Consider the following 16,166-nt stretch of genomic DNA (forward strand, 5'->3'; position numbering starts at 1 on the left):
GCCCTGTGGGTGCCCGCCGAGCACCCTGTGGGAGGGTGAGCCCGTGACCTCACAGGAGACGAACGACCGCCTCGTCCTCGGCTGCATGGGCCTGGGCGGGAGCTGGGACCCCAGCCCCTACACGCCCGCCGACGTCGACGCCGCACAGGCGGCGGTCGAGGCCGCGCTCGAGAGCGGCATCACCACGTTCGACCATGCCGACATCTACCGGCTCGGCAAGGCGGAGGCCGTCTTCGGCGAGGTGCTCGCCCGTTCGCCCGGGCTGCGCGGGCGGATCACGCTGCAGTCGAAGTGCGGCATCCGGCTCGCCGACGGCGACCTGCCGGGCCACTACGACCTGCGGGGCACCACCATCGTCCGCCGGGTCGAGGAGAGCCTCGCACGGCTGCGGACGGACGTCCTCGACGTGCTCCTGCTGCACCGCCCCGACCCGCTCGCCGACTTCGCCGAGGTCGCGGCCGCCCTGGAGTCGCTCCACCGGCAGGGCCTCGTACGGCGGTTCGGCGTGTCCAACATGAACGCGCCCCAGATCGCCCGGCTCCAGGCCCACCTCGCGCTGCCCCTCGTGGCCGACCAGCTGGAGATGAGCCTGCTGCGGCGGGACTGGCTGGAGGACGGCGTGCTCGTCAACACGCCCGCCTCGGCCGCCAACGGCTTCCCCGCCGGGACCGTCGAGCACTGCCTGAACCACGGGATCGCCCTCCAGGCCTGGGGCCCGCTGGCCCAGGGCCGCTACACCGGGCGGCAGGAGACCGAGCAGGAGCGGGCCACCGCCGCGCTCGTCACCGAGCTGGCCAAGGCCAAGGGCACGACGCCCGAGACGATCGTCCTGTGGTGGCTCCAGCGGCACCCGGCCCGCATCGTCCCCGTCGTCGGCACCAGCAACCCGGACCGCATCCGGGCCTGCCGCGACGCCGCCGTCGGCGCGCCGGAGCTGAGCCACGAGGAGTGGTACGCCCTGTGGGTGACGGCCCGCGGCGCCGCCCTCCCGTAACCCCCGTCGTCCGGCACACCCCACCCCACCCGAAGGACTCCCTCTGTGAGCAGCACCGCAGCCACCCCCTCCTTCCGACTCCTCGCCGGCGCACCGGACTCCCCCGTCCTCCTCCACGTCCCGCACTCCTCCCGTGCCGTGCCCGCGCACGTCCGCGACGGCATCGTCCTCGACGACGACGAGCTGGCGCGGGAGCTGGACCACATCACCGACGGCCACACGGAGGACATAGCCGCCGTGGCCGCCGCTGCGGCCCGCTCCACGCCCTGGCGGTTCGTCAACCGGCTCTCCCGGCTGGTCGTCGACCCCGAGCGGTTCCCCGACGAGCGCGAGGAGATGCTGTCCGCCGGGATGGGCGCGGTCTACACCCGTACGACGCACCGCGCCCCGCTGCGGCCCGCCGGATTCGACCCGGAGCCGCTGATCGAGCGGTACTTCACCCCGTACGCCGCGGCCATGACCGACGCCGTCGCCGAGCGGCTCGCGACGACGGGGCGTGCCGTGATCGTCGACGTGCACTCGTACCCGACGCAGGCCCTCCCGTACGAACTGCACGGTGCCGGCCCCCGTCCGCCGGTTTGTCTCGGCACGGACGCCTTCCACACGCCGCCGGCGCTCCTGGCGGTGGCGCGGGAGGCGTTCGCCGGGTTCGGCGGTGTGGGGACGGACAGTCCCTTCGCGGGGACGTACGTGCCGCTGGCGTACTACGGCCGGGACCCCCGGGTCAGCGCGCTGATGGTCGAGATCCGCCGCGACCAGTACATGACCGAGCCCGGAGGACCGGTGGGGCCGGGCGCGAAAGCGCTCGGGGAGGCCGTGGCCTCTCTGGTCGACGCCGTGGCCGCCGGCTGAAGAGCGGCCAGGCAGCCCCGGCGTAAAATGAGCCGGGTGAGCGCACGCAGATACGAGCTGGTGTTCTCCGACGAAGCGGGGTCGGCCCAGGACGTCGTGGTCGTCGAGCGCACCGACGCCAAGGGCCCGGGCGGGCACCCGGTGTACGCCGACCCGACGGGCATCATCCGTGCGGAGATCGCGGAGATCGGCGACCGGGCCGAGGTGCGCATCCTCGCCTCGGGCGGCCATCAGCAGGCCCCGCACGCCGTCGAGGCCCATGCGCTCCCGGACGCCGCGGCCTAGGGGTTTCTCGTCGGACCAGGCCGGACCAGGCCGGATCTGACCGATCGGTCCGCGAGCCCGGCATGATCGGCGAGACCCCCGAGGCAGGCCGTTGGCTTCGGATCACCCGGGGCCACGGGGTGGCCCGGAGGTCGTGGGCGCCTGGGCTCCCCCGCGTCGCCTAAGCTGCCGGAATGACCAGCAACAACCCCGCCGAGCAGTCCGCTCCGCGCTACGTACGTCTCACCATCGAGCTCGTCGCCGAGATCACCGACGAGCAGGCTCTCAAGGCCGCCGCCCTCGCCCAGGTCCAGGACGACGAGTACCTGGACGACGCGGAGCGCGCCGAGTCCGTCGAGGCGATCGAGGTGGACCCGTCCGGTTCGCTCGCCCACTTCATCGACCCGGTCGCCCTCCTCGGCGACGTCCCGGGCGTCGAGCTCGCCTCGGCCACCTGGGAGTCCGCGCACACCGAGTACGACCCGGACGACGAGACCTGGGAGGAGCACGAGCTGGACTGATCGCCGCGGCGGGGAGATCCTGTCACGGTACGTCGTGCGAGGGGGAACCATGAGGCCGCTGGATGCGAGCGATCCGGAGTCGGTCGGCGGAGGCAGATACCGGTTGGTCGGTAGGCTTGGCCAGGGCGGCATGGGGGTGGTCTATCTCGGCCGGTCCCAGTCCGGCCGGGCGGTGGCCGTCAAGGTCGTACGCCCCGAGCTGAGCACCGATCCGGGCTTCCAGCGCAGGTTCGCCCGCGAGGTGGCGGCGGCTCGTCAGGTCGGCGGCTTCCACACGGCGCCCGTGGTGGACGCCGACCCCGAGGGCGACCCGGCCTGGCTCGTGACCGCCTACGTGCCGGGGCCCACCCTGCGGGCGGTGCTCGACGAGGTGGGCGCGCTGCCCGCGGACACCCTCACCGTGCTCGCCGCCGGGCTCGCGGAGGCGCTGGAGGCGATCCACCGGGCCGGCGTGGTCCACCGCGATCTCAAGCCGGCGAACATCATCGTCGCCGAGGACGGCCCGCGCGTCATCGACTTCGGCATCGCGCGGGCCCTGGACGGCACGGCCGCCCTGACGCAGACCGGTTTCCAGGTCGGTACGCCCGGCTATCTCGCGCCCGAGCAGCTGACGGGCGGCACGATCACCCCTGCCGTGGACATGTTCGCGCTCGGGGTGGTGCTCTGCCAGGCGGCCGGCGGCTCGCCGTTCGGCGACGGCTCGACTGCCGCCTGGCTCTACCGGGTCGTCCACGAGGATCCGGACCTGACCGCCGTACCGGAGGCGCTGCACGGCGCCGTCCGGTCCTGCCTGGCCAAGGACCCGCTGCGACGGCCGACGCCGTCGGCGCTCCTCGCCGGCCTGACGGTCCACCACCGGGCGGACGGTGGCTGGCTGCCGGACGCCGCGGCGCAGTTGCTGTCACCGCGCGACGCCTCGGTGCCGGAGCGTGCGGCGACCGTTCTCGTACCGGATGAGACACCTACGCCTACGCCTACAGCTACTCCCCTCGGCGAACCGGCGCCCGCGACGGTGACGCAGGAGACGAGGCCGCAGGAGGCGCCGACGCACGCGGCGCCCGTCCCCGCGCAGCCTGTCGAGGCGGCGCCTGCGCGCGGCCAGGCGGACTCCGATTCCGGGGGCTCGCGACGCAGGAACCGCCGGACGGTCACCGGGGCGGCGCTGCTCGCGTGTGTGGCCGTGGCCGCCGGCCTCGTCATCCTGCGGCCGTGGGCGCACTCGCCAGGCAACGGAGCGAAGCCCAAGGGTGGTTCCTCCTCGTCCGCCGCTTCCTCCCCCGCCGCGTTCCCGACGGCTCCCCTGCTCGTACGGCAGGACACCGCGCCCGGCTGGCCCGCGACCTGCCACGGCGTGATCGCCGTCCGCGCCGCGGCCACGGACGAGGCGCGCCGACTGGTCCGGGGCGGGACGTGCGACATCCTGCCGCAATGGGCTCCGGACCGGCGCTCGTTCGCGTTCACGCGCATCACCACCGCCGGCACGGAGGTGTGGACGGCGGACGCCGACGGTTCCGGGGCGCGGCGGGTCGCCTCCATCGCGGGCGGCCGTGTGTCGTGGTCGCCGGACGGCACGCGCCTCGCCGTGCTCCGCAAGAAGGACGGGGTGCAGCAGTTGTTCGCGGTGAACGTCTCCGACGGCTCCGCGCGGCAACTCACCAGCGGGAGCGGCCGGGTGGAGGATCCGGCATGGTCGCCGGACGGGACCCGGATCGCGGTGTGTCTCGAGACCTCTCCCGGCGACTGGCAGATCCATCTGGTGGACCCTTCCGACCCGGACCGCGCCCCGGTCCAGGTGACCCGACTGCCGCATCCGGCCCTCGACCCCGTCTGGTCACCGGACGGCCGGACCTTCGCGTACACGGCGGGGACGTACAAGGGGAGCACCAAGGGGGACATCCACCTCGTCGGCGTGGACGGTACGGGGGACAGGGCGCTGGTGGCGACCGACGCGCACGAGATGGACCCGGCGTGGTCGACGGACGGGCGGTGGGTGGCGTTCGTGCGGGGTCCGTACGAGAAGCCGGTCGTCTGGGCGGTGCGGGCGGACGGTACGGGTGAGCGGAAGCTGACGACCGGCGGCTCGGCGGAGGGGCATCCCGCCTGGCGGTGACGTACCGCCAACTCAGCCGCCGCTTACAAGAGTTCGCAGGATCGGGGTGGAAAACACCCCGATCCCTCCAAGGCATTGACAGGAACACTCCACCGTCAACATCCTGAGAGCGCTCTCAAGCGGATTCCCCCCACACCTCCAGGAGCCGCCCCGTGCCACTCTCCCCCTCCCGACGCAGGCTCGCCCTGCTCGCTCCCCTCGCCGCCGCAGCGTCTCTGGCAACGGCGCTGACCGGCACGGCCCTCGGCACCGGTGCCGATGACACCGGTGCCGCCGATGCCGTCGCGGTCCCCGCCGCGCAGGCAGCCGTGCCGGCCACCATCGCGCTGACCGTCAAGAACGACTCCCGTCGCAACGAACCTGTCTACGTCTACAACCTGGGCACCGAGCTCTCCACCGGCCGTCAGGGCTGGGCCGACGCCAACGGCACCTTCCACCCGTGGCCGGCCGGCGGCGGTGTCCCGGTCCCCGCGCCGGACGCCTCCATACCGGGACCCGCCGCCGGGCAGTCCCTGACGATCCGGATGCCCAAGTTCTCGGGCCGTGTCTACTTCAGCTACGGCCGGAAGCTCGTCTTCAAGGTCGCGACGGGCGGGCTCGTGCAGCCGGCCGTCCAGAACCCGAGCGACCCCAACCGGGACATCCTGTTCAACTGGTCCGAGTACACCCTCAACGACTCGGGCCTGTGGATCAACAGCACCCAGGTCGACATGTTCTCGGTGCCGTACGCCGTCGGCCTCAAGCGCCCGGACGGCAGCGTCGTCACCACGGGCCGCCTCAAGCCGGGCGGCTACCGGGGCTTCTTCGACGCCCTGCGCGGCCAGCCCGGCGGCTGGGCGGGTCTCGTCCAGACGCGGTCCGACGGCACCGTACTGCGCGCGCTCGCCCCGGGCCACGGCATCGAGGCCGGGGGCCTGCCGCGGGACGTGATGAACAACTACATCGACCGCGTCTGGTCCAAGTACGCCACCTCGACTCTGACCGTCACGCCCTTCGCCAACCAGCCGTCCGTGAAGTACTACGGCAGGGTCTCGGGCGACGTCATGAACTTCACCAACGGCTCCGGCACCGTCGTGACGTCCTTCCGCAAGCCCGACTCCGACAGCGTCTTCGGCTGCTACAAGCTGCTCGACGCTCCCAACGACCAGGTGCGCGGCCCCATCTCCCGCACCCTGTGCGCGGGTTACAACCGCTCGACCCTGATCTCCAACCCCAACCAGCCCGACACCGGTTCGTCCGGCTTCTACCAGGACGCCGTGACCAACCACTACTCCCGGAAGATCCACGCGCAGATGGCCGACGGCAAGGCGTACGGCTTCGCCTTCGACGACGTCGGCGCCCACGAGTCACTGGTCCACGACGCCGCACCGCAGCAGGCGTATCTCACCCTCGACCCGCTGGACTGACGCGCTCGACCGGCCGGGGCGGTCCGTGCGGGCGGCGGCACCGGGCGGCCCCGGGTGTCCGGGCGAAGAGCCCGGCCCCCCGGGGCCGTCGGACGCATCACCGCTCAAGTCCTCTAGCGCAGCTGCCACTGCTGGTTCGCCGCGCCCGTGCAGGACCAGATCTGGGCCCTGGCCCCGTTCGCCGACGCGTTGTCGGTGACGTCCAGGCACCTGTCGGCCGGTACGTTCACCAGGTCGGTGCCGGTGGTCTCGTAGCGCCAGGCCTGGGCGCCGGTGCCGTTGCAGGTGTAGAGCTGGACCTTGGCGCCGTTCGCCGTCGACGCGGAGGTGACGTCGAGGCACTTGCCGAGGGCCTGGACCGTGCCGTCGGCGCGCAGGGTCCAGCGCTGGGCGGCGGAGCCGTTGCAGTCCCAGAGCTGGACGGGGGTGCCGTCCGAGCTGCTGCCGCCCGCGACGTCGAGGCACTTGCCGCCGAGACCGACCAGGGTGCCGGTGCGGTCGGTGCCGCCGGACGGGGTACCCGACCAGGTGAACGTGGCGGAGGTCTTGCCGGGCAGGGAGTAGGTGGCGTGCCGGCCGCCCCAGTTGACGGTCAGCGTCTGCGCGGCCGAGGAGTCGTTGTACGCGATGAGCGCCTTGGAGCCGTCCGGGTTGCGCCAGGCCACGTTCGGCACGGTGCTGCTCGCGGTGGAGGCGATCCGCTGGGCGCCCGGCTTCACGAACCTGGTGAGGTGACCCATCGTGTAGTACTCGATCGTGTAGTCGACCTGGCCGTGCCGGGCGTCGCCGTTGTGGACGGTGATCAGGCCGTCGCAGACGCCGCAACCGCCGTTGTGCGGGCCGCGGTTCTGGTCGACCGCGAGCGACCACTTGGTCACCGACTTCGCCCAGTTGCGGGTGTAGTCGATGATGTTCGTCATGTCCTCGCGCTGCTGGTCGGCGATCCAGGTGCCGCCGGAGTGCTCGGTCTGGAAGGCGTCCAGCTGCGGGTAGCGGTCGTGGATCTCGGTCTGCTTGGCGATGTCCCCGCCGTAGCCGTGCCAGGCGACGCCGCCGAAGTTCGGGTGGCTGCGTACGGCCGCGTCGTCCACCGTCGGCGCGGCGTACGCGTCGTAGGTGTCCCAGTTCCAGTCGTGGGCGAGCACCTTGGTGGCGAGGCCGGCGGCCTGGAGCCTGGGCAGCAGCTCGTTCCTGGTGAAGTACGCGAGGCCTGAGCCGTTCCAGCTCATGGAGGGGTATCCGGAGCAGCAGGTGGGCTCGTTCTGGGCGGTGACGTAGTCGACGGGGACGCCCTGGTCGCGCCAGCCCTGGAGGTACTTCACGAAGTAGTCGGCGTACGTGCCGTAGTGCTCGGCCTTCAGCCAGCCACCGTCGAGCCGGCCGCTGTCCTTCATCCAGGCGGGCGCCGTCCAGGGGGAGGCGACCAGCGTGAGCTGCGGGTTGAGCTGGCGGGCCTGCCTGGTGAGGGGCAGGACGTCCTGGAGGTCGTGGGCGAGGGAGAAGCGCGAGAGCGTGGGGTCGGTCTGGCCGGCGGGCAGGTCGTCGTAGGTGTAGCCGAAGCGGGCCAGGTCGGAGCCGCCGATGGGGTTGCGGACGAAGGAGAGCCCGATGCCCTCGGTCGGCGAGAAGAGCTTCTTCATCGTCTCGTCGCGGGTGGCCTGGCTCAGCGCCCCGGAGCCCTTCATCAGCCAGGCCGCGGTGTCGGTGAAGGAGGCACCGCCGCCGGTGAAGGTCTGGTAGCGGGTGTTCTCGTCGACCGTGACCGTGGTGCCGCCGCCTCCCGTTCCGGCCTGGAAGGCGAGCGGGGCCTGCTGCTGGAGTCCCCGGACGACATGGCGGCCGCCGGCGTCGTCGGTCGTGGTCAGCCAGAGGTTCACCTGCTCGCCAGCGGCCTGGGCGGCCGGGGCGGCGGACAGTCCGATGGTGCCGGTGAGGCCAGCGGCGGCGAGGGCGCCGGCGAGCAGTGTTCTCACCAGGCGGCCACCGAGGGCCGGGGCGGACAGGGGCCTGGGTGCGGGCATGCGGGTGCCTTTCTCGGAGGGGGTGTGGGGGCGGGGATCCGAGGGCCGAAAGCAGGAGCGCCGAGGCGTGAGTGAACTGGTGGAGACCAACATCCGTCAAGGGTCTGCGCATTCAGATCTTGAACGCATAACTCGCCACATGCGCCCTGGACTTGGGTTTTGCCGCGGAGTGGCATGAAGTATTGACGGCATGATGCGCACGTTGTTGACTCTTCGGTGACGCCGGAACCGGTTCCGGAAGCGGTTCCGACAGCGATGTCTTGCGGCGATGTGAGGCAGCGAGCGAGGGCCTCGCCCAGCACGCGAGCGCCCCGCCCACACCGTGGGTCACGGTGTGGGCGGGGCGCTCGGATGCTGCGCGCGCGAGGCCTAGAAGGTGAGGTTCCAGGCGTCGATGCGGCCGGTGTCCTGCGAGGCGATGTCCTGGACGCGGAGCTTCCAGGTGCCGTTGGCCACCTCGGACGAGGCGTTGACCGTGTAGGTCTTGGCGACGTTGTCCGTGCCGTCGCTGTTGGCGAAGTCCTCCAGCGTGTACACCGTGCCGTCGGGGGCGACGAGGGAGATCACGAGGTCACCGCGGTAGGTGTGCTTGACGTCCACGCCGACCTTCAGCGTCGCCGGGGCGTTGCCCGTGACACCGGTGACGGCGATCGGGCTCTCGACGGTGGCGTTGTCCGCGATGGTGACGTCGGTGAGGTTCTCGAAGTACGGGCCGGTGGGCGGCGGCGTGGTGCCGCTGACCGCCTTCAGGGCGTCGACCGAGCCCTCGCCGAAGAAGCCGTTCTTGGTCGTGGTGCCCTGGCAGCGGCTGTCGGCGGGGCAGGCGCGGTCATTGGCCTGGGTGCCGAGCGCGGCGCGGATGTCCGCCGGGGTGTAGGTCGGGTTCGCGCTGGCGAGGAGCGCCGCGACACCGGTCACGTGCGGGGAGGCCATCGAGGTGCCGCTCATGTTGCCGTACTTGCCGCCCGGCAGCGTCGAGTAGACGCCGGAGGCGCCGTCGCCGCCCGGCGCGGCGACGTCGATGACGCCGTTGCCGAAGTTGGAGTACGAGGCCTTGGCGCCGCCGTTGCCCTGCGCTGCGACCGTCACGACGCCCGGCAGTTCGGTCGGGATGTCGATGCAGGCGTTGGTGATGGTGCGGGTGACCGGGGTGGAGTCGTTCGGGCTCTCGCTGTCGGTCGTCTTGTTGGCGAGGTCGTAGTTGGAGTTGCCGGCCGCGGCGACCTGGAGCGAGCCCTTGGACTCGGCGTACGCCTGGGCCCGGCGGACGCCCTCGATGATGGCGGCCTGGTCGACGTTGTCCGGGCAGTTGAACTGCCACGGGTCGGTGTAGTAGCTGTTGTTGGTGACCTTGAAGCCGTGGTCACCCGCCCACATGAAGCCGCAGACGGTGTTCTCGGCGAAGAACAGGCTGCTGGTGGGCTCCGCGATGCGGACGGAGGAGATCTTCACGCCCGGCGCGACGCCGATGACGCCCTTGCCGTTCTTCGCGGCGGCGATGGTGCCGGCGACGTGCGTGCCGTGGCTGCCGACGTCACGCCAGGCACCGGCGCGCGTGTCCGCCTTGCCGTAGGCGCAGGAGACGGAGTCGGCGGCGTTGAAGTTGGGCGCGATGTCCTGGTGCTGGTCGTCGACGCCCGTGTCGAGCACACCGACCTTCACCGAGGCGGAGCCGGTGGTGACGGCCCAGGCCTGGTCGGCCTTGATCTGGGTCATGTCCCAGCGGTTCGACTCGGTCAGCGTCGTGGTGGCCTGCGTGGGGTTCGCGGGCAGCGCGGGGCTGTAGGCGTCCGCGGGCACGTCGGAGGTACGGGTCGCGCCGACCTGCTGCACTCCGGTGACGCCGCGCATGGTCGCGGCGAAGGAGGAGCTGGTGGAGTGGGCCACGATCACGCCGATGGCGTCGTACGCGGCGAAGACATTGCCGCCGTTGGAGGTGACGGCCGTCTGGACGGCCGCCGTGCCGCCGGGCGCCGTGATCACCAGGTACGCGCGGGTACCGGCGGCCCAGGCGCCGGCGGCGGCCTGCGCGCCGGCGCTGCCGCTGCTGTGCGAGGCCGAGGTGGCCCGGGTCTCCGTCGGCGCGGAGGGCGCGGACGGGGCGGCCTGGGCGGGGGCGGCGAGTGCGACGGCGGCGCTGACGACGGCAGCGGCCGCGATCGGAAGTCTCAGCCGGGTTGATATGTGGGAAAACAATGCGTCCTCCGATGACCCGGTGACGCTGGTGGCGCCGGCCGGGCCCTGTGATGTGTGGGGTGGACGCAAGATCCCAGTCGAGCGGGACCGGAGGGAAGGATTCTGCCCGACAAGCCCCTTTTCGTTACACGTTGTTGATCTGGGCTGACCGCAATCGGACGACAAATGGACGCAGTTGAGACACCTCGGGTGAGGCCCGTCATGCCTACCCGCCGGCGCGGATCGTCGGCCTCCGGTAGGGCGGGACCCCGTCCGGCCTCGGGGCTGAGAGGATGGGGCGGACCGTACCGAAGGGAGAGGCACATGATCCTGCTCGTGCTGTCCGGAATCCTCGCGCTCGCCGTCGCCGGCTGCGTCTGCGTCGTCTGGGCCGCCCGCGGCGGACCGCGCTGGGTCCGCGCGGTGGCCACCGTGACCCTGCTGGCCGGCGACCTCGTCCGCACCGAACAGCGGCGCGGCCGCAGCCTGGACCGGGGCACGACGGACGGGGACGGCTAGGACTCGTCCGGGCGATCACGTTCGCAGCCGGATGGTGAGGGCCGCTGCTGTGGCGGTGCGGAGGTCGACGTGGCCGCGTTCGTCGTAGCGAGTGGCGACAGCGACGACCCTGCCGACCTCGGCCTCCAAGGCCACCTGGTCATCGGTCGGAACGGCTGGCAGCCCTTGGTGCGCGGCCCGCGAGCCAGACGGCGATCCGCTCCTGCAACCCGCGGTCGGAGTTGTCCCTCCACGACGCGAACCATTCCAACTGCCGCAGGATCTTCTCCGAGCGGTCCGGGTGGCCCACCGCCACCACGTCGACGCCCCTCTCACCCGTCGAGCAACGGATGTACACGCTGCTGTCGAGCGCCATCATGCCGAAGCCCGGATGGCCCGCGCGAATGCCGAGGAACGCCGATGCCGCACCCCGGCCCATGATGTCCCAGCGTTCGAGGAGCCGGACCCTGGTCCAGACCGCCGGTGCCGCGCGGCGGCCCCGGTGCAAGTCCTGCAAGAAGGCGGCGTGTGTACGGGCGCCCTCCGGGAGCAGGACGAGGAACTCGCGCTGCCGGTCGAAGAGTCCCGAGGAAACAGCCAGGTCGTACCAGTCCTCGTTGAGACGCTCGACAAGCCGTGGGGTCTCGTACCGGTGAGAGAAGCCACCGACGACGTCCTCGGGGCCGTATCCGAGGACGAACGGTATCGTGCCGTCCGGCACGGCGTTCGGGATCACCTCGATGCCGGCCCGCCGCAGCGGCCGGTACATCTTGCGCTCGCGCTCCTGAATACCCACAGGTCGGTGTTCTACCAGGCCCGGCGCGCCACATTTCCCCCCGGGTCAGCCTTCCCGATTCCCGACCTCCAAGACCGGACCGGTGCTCGGATCAGCCGCGTGATCGGCCGAACCCTAAAGCAGTGGACAGCCCTACCGTCGTCGGCGAGCATCGCCGCGATGAACAGCGAACCCCTCTCCGTACCCAAGCGCGTCCGTTTCGTCCCGCTCAGCGCCAAGGCGCTTCGGGCGCTCGCCGACGGTGACCTCGCCGGCGGTAGCGCCGAGGCCGGCGTCGCCCTCGACGAGTACTTCGTCGGCGACCGGGCCCGCTGGATCTTCGGCTATCGCGCCGACCAGCTCGCCAAGGACCCCTCCGCCGCGCCCTGGATCACCCGGGCCGCGGTGTCCGAGCCGGACGGGACCGTCATCGGCGACGCCGGGTTCCACGGGCCGCCGGACGAGGCCGGCCTGGTGGAGGTCGGCTACTGCGTCGCGCCGGCGTACCGTCGCCGGGGTTACGCCCGTGCCATGCTGAGGGCGCTGCTCGTCAGGGCCGCGGCCGAACCCGGCGTCAGGACCGTGCGGGCCACGATCAGGTCCGACAACCAGGCCTCCCTGGCCACCGTCGCGGGCTTCGGTTTCACACGCGTCGGCGAGCAGGGGAACGAACAGGACGGGCTGTCGGTCGTCTTCGAGATCCCGGCCGACGCGGTACCGGCCGAGTAGGCCTTTCCGCCTGGCGGCGGGTCACAGGCCCACGACCACGAGGGCCGCGTCGTCGGTGGCTCCGCCGACCGGGAGCATGTCGAGGAGCAGGGCGTCGGCGAGGTCCTCGGGGGCTGCGGTGTGGTGGTGTTCCAGGGCCGCGGCGAGGCGGGTGAGGCCGGTGTCGATGTCTTCGTGACGGCGTTCGACCAGGCCGTCGGTGTAGAGCACCAGGGTGGCGCCTTCGGTGAAGACGGCCTCGGCCTGCGGCCTCACGACGTGGTCGAGTCGGGCCCCGAGCGGCGGGTCGGTGGCCCGGTCCAGGAATTCGACGGTCCCGTCGGGGTGCAGGAGCGCGGGCGGTGGGTGGCCGGCGCAGCTGTACGCGATGACGCGGCGGCTCCAGTCGATCCAGGTCTCGACGACGGTGCAGTTCTCGGCGCCGGCGACCGACCTGGCGTACAGGTCGAGGACGTCCAGGGCCTGCGCGGGCCCCTCCGCGACCCGAGACGCGGCGCTGAGCGCGCTGCGCAGCTGGCCCATCACCCCGGCGGCGGGCAGTCCGTGCCCCACCACGTCGCCGACGGCCACGCCGAGGCGGTCGACGCCGGGCAGCGCCACCAGGTCATACCAGTCGCCGCACACGTTCAGCGCGCCGACGGCCGGCCGGTAGCGCACCGCCACCGGGTGCGGCCCGATGGTCACGGGGGCCGGCAGCATCGCCTCCTGCAGGGCGAGCGCCACCTCGCGCTCCCTGGCATGCGCCTCGCGCAGCCGCTCGTTGACCTCCTGCAGCTCCCTGGCGCGGGTGTACAGCTCGGCCTCCAGGACCCGCGCGCGGCTGCCGGTGGGGGCGGTGCGGGCCCGGATCAGCTCGGTGACCTCCTCCACCCGGTGCACGAGGAGCACCACCTGCCCGTCCGGTCCGAGTACGGGGGCGTTGACCGGGCTCCAGTACCGCTCGTCCCACTCCCCCGGCCGGTCCGTCGACTCCACGTCGTACCGCTGCAGTGCCATGGCGTCCCGCTCGCCGGTCTCCACCACCCGCCGGAGCGACGCCGCCAGGTTTCGCATGCCGCTCGCCGCAGGATCGTGCGGGTTGTCGGGGAACACGTCGAACAGGTAGTGGCCGAGCAGCTGCTCCCGGGTCCGGCCGGACACGCGGACGAACTCCTCGTTGGCGTCCAGGTACACCAGGTCGGGGGTGAGCAGCGCGACCATTCCGGGCAGCGCCTGGAACACCCCCGCGTAGTCGATCTCCGTTTCCGCCATCCGTTCCGCTCCGCCGCTCTCGTGTCCCCTGAAGTCAGAGTGCGCCGGGCGCGGGCCGTTCACATCTCGGAGCCGTCTCGCGTGTCCCGGACGGTGCGGCACCGGGTCCGCGGTCAGGTGGTCGCCGTCAGGGACGCGCGCGCGGCGGCGAGGATCTCCTCGGAGATCGGGGATCCCTTGGTGGCGCGGGCCAGGAGGAGCGCGCCGACCATGGTGCAGAGCCGGGTGATGCCGTCGTCGCCCTCGGCGAGCCCGGTGACCTCGGTTTTCCCGGCTTTCTCGGCTTTCCCGGCTCTCCCGGCATTCTCGGCTTTCCCGGCTTTCTCGGTGGCCTCCGCCGCCTCGGTGGTGGTCGCACCCTCGCCGCCCTCCGCACCGAGCCACTCCGCGAAGGCCCTCACCCCCTCGACGTACACGCGGTGGGCGCCGCCGTCGTCGTCCACCCCGCCGCGCGCCATGTCGGCGGCCAGTGCGGCCGCGGGGCAGCCGCCTGCCGCGTCGTCGCGGTGCGCCGGGGAGAGGTAGGTGTCGATGAGCGCCTGCCGGGCGGCCCCGCGCTGCCCGGCGTGCCGCTCGACACCGGCGTCGCGGTAGCGGGCGAGCTCTTCGAACGCGTGGGTCGTGGCCTCGTCGACCAACGCCTCCTTGGAGGCGAACTGCTTGTAGAAGCCGCCGTGGGTCAGCCCGGCCGCCTTCATGAGGTCGGCGACGCTGACCTGGGTGCCCTGCTCCCGGAACAGCCGGGAGGCGGTCTCGACGACCCGCCTGCGGTTCTCCTCGGCTTGCGCCTGCGATACGCGGCCCATCGGCCACCTCCCCATGGATGTCGGTTGACATCTATCGTACCGTCGAGTTTAGATTTCATTCGTAATCTAATGACGCGGGCCGCTTGGGCCCCGCAACGCCAGGAGCGGAATCATGGAACTGAAGGACGCGGTCGCCGTGGTCACCGGAGCCAACCGGGGACTGGGCCGCCATCTGGCCGCGCAGCTCACGCAGCGCGGGGCGAAGGTGTACGCGGCGGCCCGCCGCCCCGAGACGGTGGACCTGCCGGGTGTCACCCCGCTGCGGTTGGACGTGACGGACGACGAGTCGATCCGGGCCGCCGCCCGCATCGCATCCGACGCGACGCTGCTCGTGAACAACGCCGGCATCTCCACTGCCACGCCGCTCATCGCGGGCCGCCTGGACGCGGTGCGCCTGGAGATGGAGACGAACTTCTTCGGGCCGCTCGCCGTGACGCGGGCCTTCACCCCGGTCATCGAGGGCAACGGCGGCGGCGCCGTGCTCAACGTCCTGTCCGTGCTGTCCTGGCTCCACCCGGCCGGCCTCGGCTCCTACGCGGCGGCGAAGGCCGCGGCCTGGGCGTTGACCAGCGCGGCCCGGGAGGAGCTTGCGCCGCGCGGCATCGCCGTGTCGGCCCTGCACGTCGCGTACATGGACACCGACATGGCCGCGAGCGTCCCCGCCGACAAGAAGGTCGACCCGGCCCAGGTCGCCGCCCAGGCCCTGGACGGCATCGCGGCGGGCCTGCCCGAGATCCTCGCCGACGACACCACCCGGTACGTCAAGCAGAGCCTGTCCGGGGCGCCGAGCACGGTGTGAGAAGACGGCGCCGGGGCCGCTACCCGGCCGCGCCCGCCGGCGGCTCACCGAGTTCGGCCAGTTCCTTCAGCGCCGCCCCCACGCTCGCCGCGCTCGCCGGCAGCAGCGGAAGACGCACGTCGGGGGTGGCGATGCGGCCCTGGGCATGGAGGACGCCCTTGACGACGGTCGGGTTGGGCTCGGCGAACAGCAGTGCCGACAGCCTGGCGAGACGGTGGCCCAGCGCGCGGGCCCGGGGCGCGTCACCCGTCCGCCAGGCCTCGACGAGCTCCGCGAAGCGGCCGGTGTCCAGGTGGGCCGAGGCGAGGATCCCGCCGGTCGCGCCGAGGGCGAGGAGCGGCGAGAGGTAGGTGTCGTCGCCTGCCAGGACCGCGAAGTCCTCGGGCAGGTCGCCGAGGAGGGCCACGGCCTCCTGGTCGACGGCGCCCGTGGCGTACTTGACCCCGATGACGCCGGGGATCCCGCCGAGCGCCCGCAGGGTGGCGGCGTCGAGCGGGCGCGCCGTGCGGTACGGGATGTGGTAGACGATCAGCGGTACGGGGCTGTCGGCGGCCAGCCGCTCGAAATGGGCGACGACACCGTCGGGCGAGGGCCGGACGAAGGACGGGACGGGGACGAGGGCGGCCCGGACCTCGGGCCGTCGGCGCAGCTCCGCGAGCTCCAGGGCGACCGCCGCAGTGGCGCCGCCGCCTGTGCCGACGACGAGCGGCGCGCCGTGCTCACGGCAGACCCGCGCGCAGCTGTCGACGACGGCCCGGCGTTCGCCGGCGTCGAGCGTGCCGGCCTCGCCGGTCGTGCCGAGGGCGACGATTCCGGCGGCGCCGGCGTCGAGGACGGAGCGGGCGAGGCCCTCCAGGGCGTCGAGGTCGGGGCGGCCGTCCTGCCCGAAGGGCGTGACGAGGGGTACGTGGATCCCGTACGGGATGAAGTCCTGTGCCATGTCGTCGAGGTTCGCCGCCTCGAAC

The 16,166-nt window shown here is 72.4% G+C and carries 15 protein-coding genes; 9 read left to right on the forward strand and 6 right to left on the reverse strand.

Annotated features, from left to right (window positions below; all coding sequences use genetic code 11):
- Window positions 1-43: 43 nt before the first annotated feature.
- The 6 genes from ACIGEZ_RS28090 (at window position 44) to ACIGEZ_RS28115 (ending at window position 6,147) form a co-directional block, all read left to right on the forward strand.
- Window positions 44-994 carry an aldo/keto reductase family oxidoreductase gene (locus tag ACIGEZ_RS28090; protein WP_399836174.1) on the forward strand — a complete coding sequence of 317 codons (951 nt, stop codon included), beginning with the start codon at window positions 44-46 and terminating at the stop codon, window positions 992-994.
- A gap of 45 nt (window positions 995-1,039) precedes the next feature.
- The gene (locus ACIGEZ_RS28095) at window positions 1,040-1,846 is read left to right on the forward strand and encodes an N-formylglutamate amidohydrolase (RefSeq protein WP_399836177.1); all 807 of its coding nucleotides are present in this window, start codon (window positions 1,040-1,042) and stop codon (window positions 1,844-1,846) included.
- A gap of 27 nt (window positions 1,847-1,873) precedes the next feature.
- On the forward strand, window positions 1,874-2,131 hold the full coding sequence (locus ACIGEZ_RS28100) for a DUF6296 family protein (RefSeq protein ID WP_399836180.1): 258 nt from the start codon (window positions 1,874-1,876) through the stop codon (window positions 2,129-2,131).
- Window positions 2,132-2,304: 173 nt separating this feature from the next.
- The gene (locus ACIGEZ_RS28105) at window positions 2,305-2,631 is read left to right on the forward strand and encodes a hypothetical protein (RefSeq protein WP_399836183.1); all 327 of its coding nucleotides are present in this window, start codon (window positions 2,305-2,307) and stop codon (window positions 2,629-2,631) included.
- A gap of 49 nt (window positions 2,632-2,680) precedes the next feature.
- Window positions 2,681-4,741 (forward strand): protein kinase, encoded by a 2,061-nt coding sequence (locus ACIGEZ_RS28110; RefSeq protein ID WP_399836186.1) that lies wholly within the window; start codon window positions 2,681-2,683, stop codon window positions 4,739-4,741.
- A 152-nt stretch (window positions 4,742-4,893) separates the two neighbouring features.
- Entirely contained in the window at window positions 4,894-6,147 is a 1,254-nt protein-coding gene (locus ACIGEZ_RS28115; RefSeq protein ID WP_399836190.1) for a glycoside hydrolase family 64 protein, read from the forward strand.
- Window positions 6,148-6,260: 113 nt separating this feature from the next.
- Here ACIGEZ_RS28115 and ACIGEZ_RS28120 read toward each other — a convergent pair whose 3' ends face one another.
- Window positions 6,261-8,168: a ricin-type beta-trefoil lectin domain protein gene (locus ACIGEZ_RS28120; RefSeq protein ID WP_399836192.1), complete on the reverse strand. Its 1,908-nt coding sequence runs from the start codon at window positions 8,166-8,168 to the stop codon at window positions 6,261-6,263.
- Between the two features lie 369 nt (window positions 8,169-8,537).
- Window positions 8,538-10,364, reverse strand: coding sequence for a S8 family peptidase (locus ACIGEZ_RS28125; protein ID WP_399836195.1), 1,827 nt, complete (start codon window positions 10,362-10,364; stop codon window positions 8,538-8,540).
- 303 nt (window positions 10,365-10,667) lie between these two features.
- Here ACIGEZ_RS28125 and ACIGEZ_RS28130 point away from each other — a divergent pair, with 303 nt between their 5' ends.
- Window positions 10,668-10,862 (forward strand): hypothetical protein, encoded by a 195-nt coding sequence (locus ACIGEZ_RS28130; RefSeq protein ID WP_399836198.1) that lies wholly within the window; start codon window positions 10,668-10,670, stop codon window positions 10,860-10,862.
- A 139-nt stretch (window positions 10,863-11,001) separates the two neighbouring features.
- Here the strand turns inward: ACIGEZ_RS28130 and ACIGEZ_RS28135 are convergent, their stop codons facing one another.
- Window positions 11,002-11,637: a hypothetical protein gene (locus tag ACIGEZ_RS28135; RefSeq protein ID WP_399836201.1), complete on the reverse strand. Its 636-nt coding sequence runs from the start codon at window positions 11,635-11,637 to the stop codon at window positions 11,002-11,004.
- Window positions 11,638-11,796: 159 nt separating this feature from the next.
- On the opposite strand from ACIGEZ_RS28135, the gene ACIGEZ_RS28140 reads away from it, so the two are divergent.
- Window positions 11,797-12,345 carry a GNAT family N-acetyltransferase gene (locus ACIGEZ_RS28140; RefSeq protein WP_399836204.1) on the forward strand — a complete coding sequence of 183 codons (549 nt, stop codon included), beginning with the start codon at window positions 11,797-11,799 and terminating at the stop codon, window positions 12,343-12,345.
- A 21-nt stretch (window positions 12,346-12,366) separates the two neighbouring features.
- Here the strand turns inward: ACIGEZ_RS28140 and ACIGEZ_RS28145 are convergent, their stop codons facing one another.
- Entirely contained in the window at window positions 12,367-13,596 is a 1,230-nt protein-coding gene (locus tag ACIGEZ_RS28145; RefSeq protein WP_399836207.1) for a PP2C family protein-serine/threonine phosphatase, read from the reverse strand.
- A gap of 113 nt (window positions 13,597-13,709) precedes the next feature.
- On the reverse strand, window positions 13,710-14,402 hold the full coding sequence (locus ACIGEZ_RS28150; RefSeq protein ID WP_399836210.1) for a TetR/AcrR family transcriptional regulator: 693 nt from the start codon (window positions 14,400-14,402) through the stop codon (window positions 13,710-13,712).
- A gap of 112 nt (window positions 14,403-14,514) precedes the next feature.
- Here ACIGEZ_RS28150 and ACIGEZ_RS28155 point away from each other — a divergent pair, with 112 nt between their 5' ends.
- Window positions 14,515-15,201, forward strand: coding sequence for an SDR family oxidoreductase (locus ACIGEZ_RS28155; protein WP_399836213.1), 687 nt, complete (start codon window positions 14,515-14,517; stop codon window positions 15,199-15,201).
- Window positions 15,202-15,220: 19 nt separating this feature from the next.
- Here the strand turns inward: ACIGEZ_RS28155 and ACIGEZ_RS28160 are convergent, their stop codons facing one another.
- Window positions 15,221-16,141, reverse strand: a complete 921-nt coding sequence (locus ACIGEZ_RS28160) for a dihydrodipicolinate synthase family protein (protein WP_399836214.1) — start codon at window positions 16,139-16,141, stop codon at window positions 15,221-15,223.
- Window positions 16,142-16,166 lie beyond the last annotated feature (25 nt).

It is taken from the genome of Streptomyces sp. NPDC085481 (assembly GCF_044541845.1).
Taxonomy (GTDB): Bacteria; Actinomycetota; Actinomycetes; order Streptomycetales; family Streptomycetaceae; genus Streptomyces.

Bases quoted from the DNA above. Each gene is read 5' to 3' on its own strand.
- ACIGEZ_RS28100 (WP_399836180.1), top strand. From the start codon at position 1,874: ATGAGCCGGGTGAGCGCACGCAGATACGAGCTGGTGTTCTCCGACGAA.
- ACIGEZ_RS28105 (WP_399836183.1), top strand. From the start codon at position 2,305: ATGACCAGCAACAACCCCGCCGAGCAGTCCGCTCCGCGCTACGTACGT.
- ACIGEZ_RS28110 (WP_399836186.1), top strand. From the start codon at position 2,681: ATGAGGCCGCTGGATGCGAGCGATCCGGAGTCGGTCGGCGGAGGCAGA.
- ACIGEZ_RS28120 (WP_399836192.1), bottom strand. From the start codon at position 8,168: ATGCCCGCACCCAGGCCCCTGTCCGCCCCGGCCCTCGGTGGCCGCCTG.
- ACIGEZ_RS28130 (WP_399836198.1), top strand. From the start codon at position 10,668: ATGATCCTGCTCGTGCTGTCCGGAATCCTCGCGCTCGCCGTCGCCGGC.
- ACIGEZ_RS28140 (WP_399836204.1), top strand. From the start codon at position 11,797: ATGAACAGCGAACCCCTCTCCGTACCCAAGCGCGTCCGTTTCGTCCCG.
- ACIGEZ_RS28145 (WP_399836207.1), bottom strand. From the start codon at position 13,596: ATGGCGGAAACGGAGATCGACTACGCGGGGGTGTTCCAGGCGCTGCCC.
- ACIGEZ_RS28150 (WP_399836210.1), bottom strand. From the start codon at position 14,402: ATGGGCCGCGTATCGCAGGCGCAAGCCGAGGAGAACCGCAGGCGGGTC.
- ACIGEZ_RS28155 (WP_399836213.1), top strand. From the start codon at position 14,515: ATGGAACTGAAGGACGCGGTCGCCGTGGTCACCGGAGCCAACCGGGGA.
- ACIGEZ_RS28160 (WP_399836214.1), bottom strand. From the start codon at position 16,141: ATGGCACAGGACTTCATCCCGTACGGGATCCACGTACCCCTCGTCACG.